A 13,718-nucleotide genomic window follows, 5' to 3' on the forward strand; every position below is an offset into this window, starting at 1 on the left:
CGTGCCACGGACCGTCAACGCGTCCGGTGGGCACCACCGTTCACCTGGAGGACCTGACCGGTGAGGTGGCGTGCCCCGGGGGAGGCGAGGAAGGCGACGGCGGCGGCGACGTCCTCTGGGGCGCCGGCCCGTCCGATCGCGGTCGCGGCGACCAGCTGCTCCCTGCGGGTGGCGCTGAGCCGGTCGCGGAAGAACTCCGTCTCCCCGGTGTACCCGGGGGAGACCACGTTGGCGGTGACGTCCCGGGCTCCGAGTTCCGTCGCGACGTCCACGTTCCAGGCGGCCAGTGCCGCCTTCGCGGCGCCGTAGGAACCCGCCCCCTGGTCGGCGGCGATGGAACCGATCTGCACCACCGAGCCGCCCGCGGCGAGCCGGTCGGCGACCGCCCGGGTGGTCAGCACCGCGGTGAGGAGGTTGGCGTCCAGGTTCGCCCGGTAGGCCCGTGCGCAGGACGCCAGGTCCGCCTCGGTGCCCTCCGCCCCGGCGCCCTGTCCGGCATCGTCGAAGTCGGTGTTGCCGCCGGCGTTGTTGACCAGGACGTCGATCGTGGCGGGCAACTCCGCGAGGAGCGCGGCGAGTGCCCCGGGGTCGGTGTGGTCGCACACCACCGCTCGGGCGCCGATCTCCCGTGCGGTGGCAGCCAGGGGTTCGGGCCGCCGACCGGTGACGACCACCCGGTGGCCCGCCTCCGCGAAGTGTCGTGCGACGGCGCGGCCGATGCCCGTGCCGCCGCCGGTCACCAGGATGTCGCGAGTCATGGGAACTCCTCGTGCTGGTATGGTCCGATCTATATTTAGATCTAAATCTAACACCTGGGAGCGAGAGGCCATGACCGGAACATCCGATGGGGCGCCGGAGCCGACCCACCAGGCCCCCGAGGCCCCGGACACCGCGGAGGACATCGCCGCCGCCTGGGAACGGGAACGCCCCGGCACTCCGGTGGCGTCCATCGGGATCGTCACCCCCGTCTGGCAGTTGGCGAAACTGCTCGGGGACGACCGGCGCAGGGTGCTGGCCCGTGCGGGAGTGGACGCCGCCACCCTCGACCTGCTGAGCGTCCTGCGCCGGAGCGGACCGCCCTACACTCTCAGCACGCGTGAACTCGCCCGCCGTTCCCTGGTGACGGCGGGAGCCGTCTCCCAACGCGTCGCCCGGGCCGAGCGCGAGGGGCTGATCAACCGGGCGCCGGCCGGGACCCGCCCCCGCACCGTCCTCGTCACGCTGACCGCCGCCGGCCACGAACTGGTCGAGATCACCGTCGACCGGGTGCTGCGCCGGGAAGCCGAACTGCTCGCCGGGCTCACCCCCGCACAGCAACAGGACCTGGCCGCCCTGCTGCGGGTGTTCCTCCGCGACGTCCAGGACCGGGTGGGCGACCACGGGCTCACCCAGGTGGGGCAGGGCTGAGCCGACCGCGCGGCCGCCCGTGCGGTGCCGTCATCCGCCGTCGAACTCGGACGCGTGGTCGGCGGCCCACCTCGCGAAGGTGCCGGCCGGTCGACCGGTGAGGCGTTCGACGTGGTCGGTGACGAAGCGGGACTCCGGTCGTTGCACGGACGCGGTGATCAGCGCGTCCACCAGCGGCTCGGGGAGGCCGTCCGCCCGCATGCGCGCCCGGGCGAGCTCGGCGGGCAGCGCCTGGAAGCGGAGGGGACGGTTGAGTGCGGCGCCGAGGATCGCCACCTGGTCGGCGCGACCGAGCACCTCGGGTCCGGTCAGCGCGTACGGTTCGCGGCGGAGCCGTCCGTGCCGTCCGAGCAGGACGGCGACGGCGGCTTCGGCGACGTCGCGCTCGTCCACGACGGCGGTGCGTGCCGGGTCCGGTCCGGACACCACGTCGCCGCCCCGCAGTTGGGCGATCCAGCCGCGGGTGTTGGAGGCCAGGGTGTCGCTGCGCAGCACGACCGGACGCAGGCCGGCGCCGTGCAGCAGGGCCTCCATCCCGGCGTGCACCCGGGCGACGGGGTCACTCTGGCGAGCGGCTCCGTCGACCACCGCGGTCGTGGACAGATGGACGATCCGGGGGGTCGTCGCGGCGAGCTCCGCCACCAGGGCCCGGGCCGGGGCCACCTCCAGCAGCGGCCAGAGCAGGAACACCGTGTCGACGTCCACCAGCGCCTCGCGGACGGCCACGGGATCGGTGAGGTCACCGGTCAACGCCCGGACCCCCGGCCGGGGTTCGGTGTGGCGGCGCGCGAGGGTCCGCACCCGGGCCCCCCGGGCCAGGAGACGGTCGACGACCTCCCGGCCCAGGTTGCCCGAGGCGCCGGTGACCAGGACCGAGGAGGGGAGACGGGGGCGAGGGGAACGGAGGGGATGAGGCATGATCGAACGCTAGGGGTTCAGGTCGACCTGAAGGCAAGGTGTCGAGTGAAGACGATCGGCGAGGTGGCCGCCGAACTCGGCATCGGCGCACATGTGTTGCGGCACTGGGAGGACGCGGGCGCGCTCCTCGTGCCCCGGGACGGCAACGGCTACCGGGTGTACGACGAGGCGGCCGTGGAACGGGCGCGCACCGTGCTGACGCTCCGGCGCGTCGGACTGTCACTGACGGAGGTCGCCGCTGCCGTGTCGCCGACCAAGTCCGCGGCGCAGGTCGCGGTGCGGGCGAAGATCGCGGTGCTCCGGAGCGAAGTCCGCCAACGACAGCGGGCGATCGTCTTCCTGCAACACGCCGTCGAGTGCCGGCACCGCTATCTCGACGACTGCGCGGACTGTGCGGCCTTCGTCCGCGGTGCCTGAGCCGGGTGAGGGGGAGGGCACACCCCTCCGCCCGGGACGTCTGACCCGGGTGGAGGGGGCAGACGTCCCGTGGGCCGGTCGCCCCCGGGCAACTCCCCGCGGACCGGAGGCCGCTGCTGTCGCGACGGGCGCCTCCCACCCCCGGACGGGGCGGAACGGGACGCCGGTCACTTCCCGGCGGCGGGTGCTCCCGGTCGGGACGGTAGGGCGGCGAGCCAGTCGATCAGCAACCGGTTGACCTCCGTGGGACGTTCCTGCTGCACCCAGTGGCCGCAGCCGTCGAGGACGTGCGAGGCGATCAGGCCCGGCAGGGTGGCGGGGTAGGCGTCGATGGCGTCGGCCAACCAGGTCGTGGAGGCGTCCAGGGCGCCGCCGATGAACAGGGAGGGCTGGGTGAGCGGCGCGCCCCGGAAGGCGGCGAGCTCCTCCCAGTCGCGGTCCATGTTCCGATAGCGGTTGAGGGCTCCGCCCCAGCCGGTCCGCTCGAACTCGGCGGCGTAGAAGTCCAGGTCGTCCCCGTCGAGCCAGCTCGGCAGCCGATCGACCGGGAAGCGTTCGCGCATCGTCCCCGACCTTCCGACGAAGTGCGGATCGGGCGCCCCGGGCCCGGGCATGGTGTCGGCGGACAGAGCGGCGTAGAGCCCCGCGAGCCAGCCGCGGACATCGGGCTCGATCTCGGCTTCGGCCCGCCCGGGCTGCTGGAAGTACGCGACGTAGAACTCCTCCTCGCCGCCCATCCCGGCGAACGCCTCGCTGGGGCGGGGGCCACCCGGCGGTGTGTAGGGCACGCTCAGCAGCCCCACCGCGTGGAAGACGTCCGGCCGGATCAGGGCGGAGTGCGCGGCGATCGTCGCCCCCCAGTCGTGGCCGACGACCACCGCCGACTCCTCGCCCAGTCCGTGCACCACCGCCACGCCGTCGTCGACCAGGTCGAGCATCCGGTACGCCTCGACCGGGGCCGGCTTGCTGGAACGGCCGTATCCGCGGACGTCCACCGCGACCGCGCGGTAGCCCGCAGCCGCGAGCGCGGGCAGCTGGTGACGCCAGGAGTACCAGGATTCGGGGAAGCCGTGGAGGAGCAGCACCAGGGGGCCAGTGCCCTGCTCCACGAGGTGGATGCGGCCCCCCGGCGACGGGACCAGACGGTGGGTGAGCTCCGTGGTCTGCCCTGACATGCACTCTCCTCGCGGCATCGGTGCGCGGTGCGTCCCGGGCGGCCCGCGCGGTCGTACTGCTGATCGTGCAGAAGCCGTGCCGGGAACACGAGTCGGTTTGCCGATGCGGCAAGTCGCTCCGGATGCCGGCCGGCGGGGCCGGCCCGGGCCCGGTCAGCCCTGGTGGTCGGTCGGATCCCAGGCCCGGTGGCAGGCGCGGCACTCCAGCAGCCCGTTCAGCCGGTCGTCGCTGACCACGGTCCGTACGCGTCCGCCGCCGCATCCGGGGCAAGCGCGTCCCCGTCGACGGGCCCACCGGGGCGAGGGGCGCCAGGAGGACAGCAACCAGGCGATCCCCACGACCAGAACGCACAGAGCCACCAGCAGCACCACGCCCAGCACCACGGAACGACCCCTTTCGCGAACGCATGTGCGTCGCACGCATCGTAGCCCTGAGGTCGACGCGGGTCGGGGCGGGGCCCCCGGGCCCGGCGAGCTGCACCACATCTGACTAATCAAGTTTGATTAATTCCTCGCTCGGGGGTACTGTGCTCATAGTCAAATTTGATGAGCTCCTAGGAGGAGTGGCACCGATGATCCAGTTGCCCGATGTCGGATACGCGGCGACCGCCGACGACCACGCCGGCGTCCACGCGTGGTTCGCCGAGTACGACGCGGCAGCCGCACGCCGGGACGTCGAGGCCATGGCCGATCTCGCGGTCTTCCCGCTCAACCTCGTCAGCGACGACTCCGCCTCCGAAGGCGCCAGCGCCCAGTGGGACCGCAAGCAGTACGTGGACACCATGACGCACGTCATGGGCGACGGCACCGAGGACATCACCTTCGAGTCCGTCCGCACCCCGGTCTTCCTGAGCGCGGCGATGGTGATCGTCTTCACCGACTCCACCATGACGGCGGGCGGTACCGCCCAGCAGCTCCGGTACGCCGACGTCCTGATCAAGCGGAACGGTCGATGGGCCTTCCAGACCATGGCCCAGGGCGGCTGGGGCGACAACCTCCGCTGAGGGGAGGCGGCGGGCACCCATCGTCGGCGGCCCCGGCGCCGACGGCTCAACGCCGATCGGGCGCCGCCCCCGCGGCCCCGGCCGGTGCGCTCCGCGCCGTGCCCGCCGCCGTCTTCGGCGCCACGAACACCGTGGCCAGCAGGGCCAGCACCAACAGCCCCGCGCAGAGGTACCCGGACACCTCCAACCCCGCCGTCATCGCCTCCTGCGCGGCCCGCCCGGCCTCCGCGGTACGCGGGTCGCCCGCGAGGACGGGAACCGACGCTCCCGCGCCCTCCGTCACCGCCGAACTGAGTCCCTCGGCCTCCGGTGGCGGCAGCCCCTGCGCACGGAGACGGTCGCGCAGTCCGGACGTCATGGCGGTGAAGAAGAGCGTGGTGAGCGTCGCGATGCCCAGCGCCGCCCCCAGCTCGCGTGCCGCGCTCTGGATGCCCGACCCCTGCCCCACGCTGCGTTCCGGAACGTCCACCAGGGCGATGTTGGTCACCTGGGCGGTGGCGAAACCGACCCCGATCCCGTACCCGAACAGGCAACCCGCGATCACCCACCACCCGGTGTCCACCGAGGCTGTCAGCCCCAGGGCGACCAGCCCCGAGGCCTCCGCGGCCAGCCCGAGCCGCACCAACGCGAGCGGTGACGCGGAGGTCGAGAAGCTGGCGCCGCTCGCCAGCAGGCTCCCGACCGCGATCACCGCGAGGAACAGCCCGGCCTCCAACGCGGTGTGGCCGAGGGCGAACTGCAACCAGAGCGGAAGCACCGCGAGGATGCCGAACTCCCCGAGCCCGACCACGAGCGTGACGACGTTGCCGTTGCGGAACGAGGGGACGGCGAACAGCCGGACGTCCGTCAACGGCTCCTCGGCACGACGCAGCAGGGCCCGCTGCCGTCGCCAGAACACCAGGACCGCCAGCCCGGACACGAGGAACGCGACGCCCGCGGGTGAGGGGCCGGAACTCCACGACCAGCCCGCGACCTCCAACGGTGCGGTGGTGAGCAGCCACCCGTGCGTGCGCCCCTCGATCAAGGCGAAGGCGAGCGATCCCAGGGCGACGGCCGACAGGACGCCGCTCGGCGCGTCCACGCGCCCCTCGCTGCGCGGCGAGGCCGGCAGGCACGACAGAACGCCGAAGGCGACCAGCACGACCACCGGTACGTTCATCCCGAAGGCCCAGCGCCAGGAGAGACCGGCGAGCCAGCCGCCCAGCAGTGGCCCCACCGCTGCCGCCGCCCCGATCGTGGAACCCCACACCGCGAACGCCCGGCCCCGGGCCCGCCCGGTGAAGTGGGCGTTCACCAGGGCCAGCGACGAGGGCAGGACCAGCGCACCGCCCACGCCTTGGACGAAACGGGCCAGCACCAGCGGACCCCCGCCCGGGGCGAGCGCCGCCGCGATGCTCGTCAGGCCGAACACCGCCAGCCCGGCGAGGAGGACGCGCCGGGCCCCGCACAGATCGGTGAGCCGGCCGGTGACCAGGAGGAGCGCGGCGAAGGAGATCGCGTAGGACTCCTGGACCCACTGCGCCTGGACCGAGGTGGTGTCCAGGTCGTCGATGATCGGCGCGAGGATCACATTGACGATCGTGATGTCCACGACGATCAGGGCCACTCCGAGGGAGACGGCCACCAACCCCAGCCACTGCCGCCGCGACGGTGCTGCGGCGCCCCCGGGCGGTGCCGACCCCCCGCCCCTTCCCGTGCCGTGCGTCATGGCGCCCCCACGGTGAGTTACCTTGCGGCAAGGTAGTTCGGTGGGGTTTGGGCTGTCAATCGAACAGGAGCGCACGGGGAGCGGGACGGCCGGTACGCACCGCGGCGGACCACGCGAGCCACCCTGCTCACGCACGTCGCCGCCGCACCACGCGGATGCGACGGCGAACCCGTGCTCGGGCGGGCGGATCCAACGCCCGCGTCGGCCCTACCGGCCCCCTGCGTCGCCCGCCGCCGTACCGTCGGACGGCACGGCCGGGAACTCGCCGGCGAACGCGGCGGCCATCCGCAGGTGCGGAGCGGCCTCGGCGTCCCGGCCCTGGCGCTCCAGGGTGCGGCCCAGCATCAACCGGGCGTATCCCTCCACGGGGTCGCGCTCCAGGACCGCGCGCAGCTGCTCCTCGGCCCGGCCGAGCTGGGCGGAGTGGTAGTAGGCGCGCGCCAGCAACAGCCGCGGCGCGACCTGCTCCGGCTCCTCCTCCACGAGCCCCGACAGGATGCGCGCGGCCGTCAGGTACTCCTTGGAGTCGAAGAACATCCGGGCCCGGTCCCAGCGGTCCGCCGCCGTGCCGAACTCGTAGTACGTCGTGCTCACCGTGACCTCGCTCGATGTCGCCGTGGTGGTCGTCGCCGTAGCGACCCGTCGACTGCGCCAACCGGGTCCGGCACCCGGATATTCCACCGGGGGAGCGGGCCTGACGCTCCGGGGGCCGCGGGGTTAGGTTGTCCGGTATGAGCAACCTTGATCGTGAGGCGGTGCCCACCTTGTGCGGTGGGAGGGGTTTCGTCGTGGCGGAACCGGTACGGGAACTGTTGAGCCCCCGGCGCGTCCAACTCGGTGAGTCCACCGAGGTCCGGCGACTGCTGCCCAATCTGGGCCGACGCATGGTGGGGGCCTGGGCCTTCGTCGACCACTACGGTCCGGACGACATCGCGGACGAGCCGGGCATGCAGGTTCCGCCGCACCCCCACATCGGTCTCCAGACGGTGAGCTGGCTGCACGAGGGCGAGGTGCTGCACCGGGACAGCACCGGCAGCCTCCAGACGATCCGCCCGCGCGAACTGGGCCTGATGACCTCGGGAAGGGCGATCAGCCACTCGGAGGAGTCCCCCAAGTCACATGCGCGCTTCCTGCACGGCGCGCAGCTCTGGGTCGCCCTGCCCGACGCCCACCGGCACGTCGAACCGCACTTCGAGCACCACGCGGTGCTGCCGACCGTCACGGCCCCCGGCCTCACCGCCACGGTCCTGCTCGGGGACCTCGACGGCTCCGTCTCCCCGGGCACCGCGTACACCCCCATCGTCGGCGCCGATCTCGCCCTCACCCGCGGCGCCGACGTCCGCCTCCCGCTGGACCCCGACTTCGAGTACGCCGTCCTGTCCATGTCCGGCGAAGCCCGCGTGGACGGTGTCCCCGTCCTGCCCGGCTCCATGCTCTACCTCGGCTGCGGCCGGTCCGAGCTGCCGCTGCGCGCCGAGTCCGATGCGGGGCTCATGCTCCTGGGCGGCGAACCGTTCGCCGAGGAACTCGTCATGTGGTGGAACTTCGTCGGAAGGTCCCACGAGGACATCGCGCAGGCGCGCCGGGACTGGATGGAGGGCACCCGCTTCGGCGAGGTGAAGGGGTACGCCGGTGCCCCGCTGCCCGCGCCCGAACTCCCGCCGGGGCAGCTGAAGAAGCGGGGGCGTACGGGCTGACCTGGTGTTTCGGGGCGGTGGAGCATCCCGGGTACCTCGCGTGACCGCACCGCCCCGACGGAGCGATCGGCACGGGGCGGACGCCCCCTTCGAGGGTCCTGGTCAGGCTGTCGTCGGTCGCGGGTCCGGCTGTCTGTGGCTGGGTTGGGTAAACCTCATGCTGACCCCGTGCTGACTTTGCCGGCGAGCAGTCGGATCGGGTCGAGGCGGCCGATGGTCCGCGATCCTTGATTGGTTGCCCCTCCGTCGTTCTCCCGGCGGGGCGGGTACGCGGAGAGGGTGTGGTGTGCCGGTGGCACGCGGGAGTCCCCGCAGGGCGCCATCGGCTGACCTCTCCCTTGTCCTGTGGAGTCCCGAGCTGGTGGGCCCTCGATCCGGGGACATCCCACGGCGAACTGCGACGTGGGCACGGCCACGACCCAGCCGACGGGGGGAACTCACGTTCTGAGGTCCAGTTGAAATTTCAGGTTTCCCCCGACGAACCGGTGGCAGTCGCCTCATGGAGAAGTGTTCCCAACGATCGGAGAACCACGTGATACTCCTGGGCCTCGTTCTGTTGATCATCGGCATGGTGACGAGCATCGGGTTCCTGTGGACCGTCGGAGCCGTTCTGGTGGCAGTCGGTGCCTTGCTCTGGGTCCTGGGGAGCGTGGGGCGCGCGGTCGGTGGCCGGCGTCACTACTGGTGAGCGTGCTCGCCTGCACCCGATCCGGTGCCTCGGGGCCCACCCCGAGCCGGCCCTCGATCGGTATGGGGCAGCGGGGCGGCCGTGAGGTGCAGTGGGGCGCAGGCCCTGACCGGGCAAGATCCCTAATGAACTATTGTCGGTTCGATTGTAGAAGCGTGAGACGGAACAGGGCGGCGCATGACGAACGCGGGACGATCCGAGTGGTTGGTCGAGGTGTTGACCACGGAAAGGGAGGAGTTCACTGCCAATTGGGTGCGCACCGTGGGCGCGACGCTGCGCGGGCGGCTCAGTGGCGCCGAACTCTCCCGGGAGTTGGAGGAGATCTACACGGCGTTGCTGCAGGCCCTGGGCAGTGGTGACCTCGCCAGCCGTGGGGAGCATTTCCGTGAGGTCCGCAGTCTGCTGGTCGAGCTGTCCCGGAGTCGGGCCAGGCAGGGTTTCACCCCGACGGAGACTGCGTCCAGCGTCTTCGCGCTCAAGGAGGTGTTGGAGCCCGCCCTCGCCCAGTCGGCGGACGGTGTCCGCGCCTACCTGCAGTTCTCGCGGGTTCTCGACGACCTGGGCATGTTCACCGTGGAGGAACACGCCCGAACCCGTGAAGAGATCATCTCCTCCCAGGCGGAGCAACTCCTGGAATTGTCCACGCCGGTGGTCAAGCTGTGGGACGGCGTGGTCGGCGTGCCGCTGGTCGGCACCCTCGACTCGGCCCGTACGCAGGTCGTGATGGAGAAGCTGCTCCAGGCCCTGATCGACTCGGGCTCCGCGCACGCCATCATCGACATCACCGGCGTTCCCGCCGTGGACACCCAGGTCGCCCAGCACCTGCTCAAGACCGTGGTGGCGGCACGCATGATGGGGGCGCAGTGCACCATCTCCGGCATCAGGCCGCAGATCGCCCAGACCATCGTGGCCCTTGGGATCGAGTTCGGTGACATCCCCACCAAGGCCACCCTCGCGGACGCACTGCGGCAGACCCTGGCGGACATCGCCCAGGCCGCCGAGTCGAGGTCCGGGGGACTGCTGTGAGCGGGCGTGTGCCGGTACTGAAGATCGGGGATGTCCTCCTGGTCTCGATCCAGGTGGACCTGGAGGACCAGATGGTCATCGACCTCCAGGACGACCTCTCGGAGAGGATCGTGGCCACCGGTGCGCGGGGAGTGGTCATCGACATCTCCGCACTGGAGATCGTGGATTCGTTCGTCGGGCGCATGCTGGCGACCATCGCCGCCATCTCCCGCGTCCTGGGGGCCGAGACCGTCGTCGTCGGCATGCGCCCGGCGGTCGCGATCACCCTCGTCGAACTGGGCCTGTCCCTCAACGGGGTGCGCACCGCCATCGATCTGGAGCAGGGGCTCGGCCACCTCCGGCGCCTCCACGGCCGGTCGACGGCCGGCCGATGAAGGACTACGGCAGCGAAGCCGCCGATTCGGAGAGCGTCGAGATCAGCGGGAGCGGGGACGTGGTCAGGGCCCGCCAGATGGTGCGCCTCCTCGCCCAGCGCGGAGGGCTGTCGCTGGTGAACCAGACCAAACTCGTCACCGCCGCGAGCGAACTGGGCCGCAACGCCCTCGTCTACGGCAGCGGAGGCACCGCACGCGCCGCGGTGGTGCAGGACGGTGGCCGGCAGGGCGTGTGGGTCGAGTTCAGCGACCGGGGCCCGGGGATAGTCGACCTGGAACTCGCCCTGACCGACGGCTGGACCTCCGGGAGCGGGATGGGGCTGGGGTTGAGCGGAACCCGCCGGCTGGTCGACGAGTTCCACATCGAGTCCCAACCCGGCGTGGGGACCACGGTACGCGTGGTGAAGTGGGCCCGGTGAGCGCCTCCATCCCGTTCGAGGCGGAGAGCGTGGTCTGGCTGCGGGCGGGCGGGGCGCTGGCCGCCACGGCACGCCGCGAGGCGGCGGAGCTGGCCCGGCGCGTCAACATGGGACCGTCGCGGATCGCGGAGATCGAACTCGCGGTCACCGAGGCCGCGACCAACCTGCTCCGGCATGCCGACGACGGCGCGCTGGCGCTACGGGTGATCAGCTTCGGCGGCAGGGCCGCGGTGGAGTTCCTGTCCCTGGACCACGGCCCGGGGATCCCCGACCTCGGGTCCGCGCTGCGGGACGGGGTCTCCTCCACCGACACCCTCGGCATCGGTCTCGGCGCGCTCGCCCGGCTCGCCGACACCTTCGACATCCACTCGGTCCCGGGCAGGGGAACCACCGTCCTCGCCCGGTTCCGGGCGCCTGACAGTCCGACCACGGCCGACCGGGTCGCCTACGACACGATGACCCATGTCGCCGGTCTCACCCGCCCGATCAGCGGCGAGGCGGTGTGCGGGGACACCTGGTCCGCCCGCTTCGACGAGGCACACGACGGCGGTCCGGGCACCCTGACCGTCATGATGTGCGACGGCCTCGGTCACGGGCCGTTGGCCGCCCGGGTCAGTGAGCGGGCGCGACTGGCGTTCCGCGAGACCACCCGGCACACCCCGGCCGACGTCCTGCGCGAACTCCACCGCGACCTGCGCGGCACCCGCGGTGCGGCCGTGGCCGTGGCCGCGGTTGACCTCGCCACCCGTCGGGTGACCCTGTGCGGTGCAGGGAACATCAGCGCGTTCGTCGCCGGGCCGGACCAGCGCAGCGCACTGTTGTCGCAACCCGGGATCGTCGGTGCCCAGATGCCCCCGCCCCGTCTCTTCAGTGCTCTCCTTCCTACGGGCTCGGCTCTCGTGCTGCACTCGGACGGCCTTAGTGACCGCTGGGCCCCCAAGGACCTCCCCGGCCTGTTCTCGTGCCAACCGGCCGTGATCGCCGGACAGATCCTGGCCCAGGCCGGTGTGCGTCGGGACGACGCGGGCATCGTCGTCGTGGTGCCCGCCTCATGACCCGTGGGGTCGAGGAGCACGAGATCGTGGTCCTGCGGCTGGAGAGGCCGCAGGACGTGTTTGTCCTGCGGCGGTGCGGGCAGGTGGCGTGCCGGGCCCTGGAGGTACCGGAGCCCGGGCTCGTCCGGCTCGCGACCGTCGTGAGCGAGGCGGGACAGGACCTTCTGGGAGCACCCGAACTGACCGCACACATGAGCGTTGAGAAAACCGTCCCGGTCCGCCTCACGGTCCGGTTCCACTGGGACGGTGAGGCGAGCCCCGGTCCGGAGATCCTCTCCGCAGCCGAACGGCTGCTCGATCACGCCCGACATGCCGCAGACGAGGGCACGGGCACCCGTGCCCGTCTGTCCGTCGGACTGGACCTGTCGGCCCCCGACGGCCAACCGCTCGCGGCACTCGCCGCCCGTGCCTCCGCGGCCGTCAAGACCGTCGACGGCATCGACCTGACCGAGGACCTGCGGACGCAGAACCGGGAACTGCTGGCCGCACTCAGGGAGTCACGCGCCCAGCAGGAGGAACTACAGCGTCTCAACGCCGAGTTGGAGGAGACCAACAGCGGTGTCCTGGCACTCTACTCCGAGCTGGCCAGTGAGTTGGAGGAGACCAACAGCGGTGTGGTCGCCCTCTACGCCGAGTTGGAGGACAAGAGCCGCCAGCTCCGGCTCGCCAGTGAGTCCAAGACCCGTTTCTGGGCCAACGTCAGTCACGAGCTGCGCTCCCCCGTCAACTCGGTCATCTCCCTGGCGCGGCTCCTCCTCGACTCGGCCGCCGAACCCCTCTCCCTCGAACAACGCCAGCAGACAGCGATGATCGCCGCCTCGGGGAACACCCTCCTGGCCCTGGTCGAGGAGCTCCTCGACGTCGCCAAGGCGGAGTCAGGCCGTCTCGAACCCCATCTCGTCGACACCGATCTGCGTACCCTCCTGCACCAGCTCCGCGGCACCCTGAACGGCACCGCCCAGCACGGCGTGCGGCTCACCATCGCCGACCCGCCGTCCGAGAGCGCCTCGTCCCTGGTCACCGACGAGGTCATGCTCACCAGGATCCTCCGCAACGTGCTCTCGAACGGACTGAAGTTCACCGAGGCCGGAGAGGTCGCCCTCACCGTCGACAAGGAGGACCGGGACGGAACGTCCTGGTGGGTCTTCACCGTCCGGGATACCGGAGTCGGCATCCCGCAGGACCAGCAGGAACGCATCTTCGAGGAGTTCTACCAGGTCCGCGGCCCGCACCAGCTCCACAGGCCCGGAACCGGCCTCGGTCTGCCCTACGCCCGCCGCCTCACCGAACTTCTCGGCGGCCGCCTGACCCTCACCAGTGCCCTCGACGAGGGCACCCGTGTGGTGATCGAGATCCCGACCGCGAGCGCCGGAGCCGGAGAACCGGGGCACCTGCCCTCCGCCCTCTCCGAGCCCGAACGGCCCCCACTGGAATCCGTCGTGATCGTCGACGACGACCTCGCCTTCCTCACCACCCTGCGCCCCGTGCTGCGACGGCTGTCGCACACCACGGTCGAGGTCACCCGGAGCGGCGAAGCCGTCCACGCCATACGGGAAGCCCGGCCCGACGCGGTCCTCTTGGACCTGATGATGCCCGCACCCGACGGCTACCAGCTCCTGCAGATCCTCGGCGCCGATCCACGGACGGCGGACATTCCCGTCGTCGTCCTCACCTCGGCCGACCACGACGACATCGACCGGACCCGGCTCACCCGGGCGCGCGACGTCCTCGCCAAGACCCACCTCAGCGCCGCCAGGCTCGCATCCGTCCTCGCCACGGGCCGCACCCGCGAACCGTGCGGCGATCCGCGATGAGCCCCCACCCGGAACG

16 protein-coding genes are annotated in these 13,718 nt (G+C 71.8%); 10 read left to right on the forward strand and 6 right to left on the reverse strand.

The window, feature by feature from the left end; genetic code table 11:
• Positions 1-14: 14 nt before the first annotated feature.
• On the reverse strand, positions 15-758 hold the full coding sequence (locus tag ACSMX9_RS28590) for an SDR family NAD(P)-dependent oxidoreductase (protein ID WP_445398351.1): 744 nt from the start codon (positions 756-758) through the stop codon (positions 15-17).
• Positions 759-828: 70 nt separating this feature from the next.
• Here ACSMX9_RS28590 and ACSMX9_RS28595 point away from each other — a divergent pair, with 70 nt between their 5' ends.
• On the forward strand, positions 829-1,407 hold the full coding sequence (locus ACSMX9_RS28595; protein ID WP_445398353.1) for a MarR family winged helix-turn-helix transcriptional regulator: 579 nt from the start codon (positions 829-831) through the stop codon (positions 1,405-1,407).
• A 30-nt stretch (positions 1,408-1,437) separates the two neighbouring features.
• Here ACSMX9_RS28595 and ACSMX9_RS28600 read toward each other — a convergent pair whose 3' ends face one another.
• On the reverse strand, positions 1,438-2,325 hold the full coding sequence (locus ACSMX9_RS28600; protein WP_445398355.1) for an NAD(P)H-binding protein: 888 nt from the start codon (positions 2,323-2,325) through the stop codon (positions 1,438-1,440).
• 45 nt (positions 2,326-2,370) lie between these two features.
• Here ACSMX9_RS28600 and ACSMX9_RS28605 point away from each other — a divergent pair, with 45 nt between their 5' ends.
• Positions 2,371-2,742, forward strand: coding sequence for a MerR family transcriptional regulator (locus tag ACSMX9_RS28605; protein ID WP_445398356.1), 372 nt, complete (start codon positions 2,371-2,373; stop codon positions 2,740-2,742).
• Between the two features lie 167 nt (positions 2,743-2,909).
• Here the strand turns inward: ACSMX9_RS28605 and ACSMX9_RS28610 are convergent, their stop codons facing one another.
• A complete protein-coding gene (locus ACSMX9_RS28610) occupies positions 2,910-3,917 on the reverse strand; it encodes an alpha/beta fold hydrolase (RefSeq protein WP_445398357.1) in 1,008 nt (335 codons plus the stop codon).
• Between the two features lie 153 nt (positions 3,918-4,070).
• Complete coding sequence (locus ACSMX9_RS28615; protein WP_445398358.1) at positions 4,071-4,301, reverse strand: hypothetical protein; 231 nt, start codon at positions 4,299-4,301, stop codon at positions 4,071-4,073.
• Positions 4,302-4,489: 188 nt separating this feature from the next.
• Between ACSMX9_RS28615 and ACSMX9_RS28620 the strand changes: the two genes are divergently transcribed.
• Positions 4,490-4,921, forward strand: a complete 432-nt coding sequence (locus tag ACSMX9_RS28620) for a nuclear transport factor 2 family protein (RefSeq protein ID WP_445398360.1) — start codon at positions 4,490-4,492, stop codon at positions 4,919-4,921.
• Positions 4,922-4,967: 46 nt separating this feature from the next.
• On the opposite strand, the gene ACSMX9_RS28625 is transcribed toward ACSMX9_RS28620, so the two are convergent.
• Together ACSMX9_RS28625 and ACSMX9_RS28630 are read right to left on the reverse strand one after the other, a co-directional pair.
• Positions 4,968-6,629 (reverse strand): MFS transporter, encoded by a 1,662-nt coding sequence (locus ACSMX9_RS28625; protein ID WP_445398361.1) that lies wholly within the window; start codon positions 6,627-6,629, stop codon positions 4,968-4,970.
• A gap of 207 nt (positions 6,630-6,836) precedes the next feature.
• Positions 6,837-7,223, reverse strand: a complete 387-nt coding sequence (locus ACSMX9_RS28630; protein WP_445398363.1) for a tetratricopeptide repeat protein — start codon at positions 7,221-7,223, stop codon at positions 6,837-6,839.
• 137 nt (positions 7,224-7,360) lie between these two features.
• Between ACSMX9_RS28630 and ACSMX9_RS28635 the strand changes: the two genes are divergently transcribed.
• The 7 genes from ACSMX9_RS28635 to ACSMX9_RS28665 all read left to right on the forward strand — a co-directional run bounded on the left by ACSMX9_RS28635 (position 7,361) and on the right by ACSMX9_RS28665 (position 13,702).
• Positions 7,361-8,326, forward strand: coding sequence for a pirin family protein (locus ACSMX9_RS28635; RefSeq protein ID WP_445398365.1), 966 nt, complete (start codon positions 7,361-7,363; stop codon positions 8,324-8,326).
• A gap of 532 nt (positions 8,327-8,858) precedes the next feature.
• Positions 8,859-9,014: a hypothetical protein gene (locus ACSMX9_RS28640; RefSeq protein WP_445398366.1), complete on the forward strand. Its 156-nt coding sequence runs from the start codon at positions 8,859-8,861 to the stop codon at positions 9,012-9,014.
• A gap of 177 nt (positions 9,015-9,191) precedes the next feature.
• Positions 9,192-10,040 carry an STAS domain-containing protein gene (locus tag ACSMX9_RS28645; RefSeq protein ID WP_445398367.1) on the forward strand — a complete coding sequence of 283 codons (849 nt, stop codon included), beginning with the start codon at positions 9,192-9,194 and terminating at the stop codon, positions 10,038-10,040.
• On the forward strand, positions 10,037-10,414 hold the full coding sequence (locus ACSMX9_RS28650; RefSeq protein WP_445398368.1) for an STAS domain-containing protein: 378 nt from the start codon (positions 10,037-10,039) through the stop codon (positions 10,412-10,414). The genes ACSMX9_RS28645 and ACSMX9_RS28650 overlap by 4 nt, the downstream gene beginning before the upstream one ends.
• On the forward strand, positions 10,411-10,833 hold the full coding sequence (locus ACSMX9_RS28655) for an ATP-binding protein (protein WP_445398370.1): 423 nt from the start codon (positions 10,411-10,413) through the stop codon (positions 10,831-10,833). The genes ACSMX9_RS28650 and ACSMX9_RS28655 overlap by 4 nt, the downstream gene beginning before the upstream one ends.
• The gene (locus ACSMX9_RS28660; protein WP_445398372.1) at positions 10,830-11,888 is read left to right on the forward strand and encodes an ATP-binding SpoIIE family protein phosphatase; all 1,059 of its coding nucleotides are present in this window, start codon (positions 10,830-10,832) and stop codon (positions 11,886-11,888) included. The genes ACSMX9_RS28655 and ACSMX9_RS28660 overlap by 4 nt, the downstream gene beginning before the upstream one ends.
• Positions 11,885-13,702 carry an ATP-binding response regulator gene (locus ACSMX9_RS28665; RefSeq protein WP_445398374.1) on the forward strand — a complete coding sequence of 606 codons (1,818 nt, stop codon included), beginning with the start codon at positions 11,885-11,887 and terminating at the stop codon, positions 13,700-13,702. Before ACSMX9_RS28660 ends, ACSMX9_RS28665 begins: the two co-directional genes overlap by 4 nt.
• The last annotated feature ends 16 nt before the right edge of the window (positions 13,703-13,718 follow it).

The sequence above is a fragment of the Streptomyces sp. LE64 genome (assembly GCF_052606915.1).

What these genes read in the sequence shown, in the direction of transcription:
- ACSMX9_RS28635 (WP_445398365.1), top strand. Translation starts at nt 7,361, where the DNA reads ATGAGCAACCTTGATCGTGAGGCGGTGCCCACCTTGTGCGGTGGGAGG.
- ACSMX9_RS28590 (WP_445398351.1), bottom strand. Translation starts at nt 758, where the DNA reads ATGACTCGCGACATCCTGGTGACCGGCGGCGGCACGGGCATCGGCCGC.
- ACSMX9_RS28610 (WP_445398357.1), bottom strand. Translation starts at nt 3,917, where the DNA reads ATGTCAGGGCAGACCACGGAGCTCACCCACCGTCTGGTCCCGTCGCCG.
- ACSMX9_RS28595 (WP_445398353.1), top strand. Translation starts at nt 829, where the DNA reads ATGACCGGAACATCCGATGGGGCGCCGGAGCCGACCCACCAGGCCCCC.
- ACSMX9_RS28625 (WP_445398361.1), bottom strand. Translation starts at nt 6,629, where the DNA reads ATGACGCACGGCACGGGAAGGGGCGGGGGGTCGGCACCGCCCGGGGGC.
- ACSMX9_RS28620 (WP_445398360.1), top strand. Translation starts at nt 4,490, where the DNA reads ATGATCCAGTTGCCCGATGTCGGATACGCGGCGACCGCCGACGACCAC.
- ACSMX9_RS28645 (WP_445398367.1), top strand. Translation starts at nt 9,192, where the DNA reads ATGACGAACGCGGGACGATCCGAGTGGTTGGTCGAGGTGTTGACCACG.
- ACSMX9_RS28600 (WP_445398355.1), bottom strand. Translation starts at nt 2,325, where the DNA reads ATGCCTCATCCCCTCCGTTCCCCTCGCCCCCGTCTCCCCTCCTCGGTC.
- ACSMX9_RS28665 (WP_445398374.1), top strand. Translation starts at nt 11,885, where the DNA reads ATGACCCGTGGGGTCGAGGAGCACGAGATCGTGGTCCTGCGGCTGGAG.
- ACSMX9_RS28655 (WP_445398370.1), top strand. Translation starts at nt 10,411, where the DNA reads ATGAAGGACTACGGCAGCGAAGCCGCCGATTCGGAGAGCGTCGAGATC.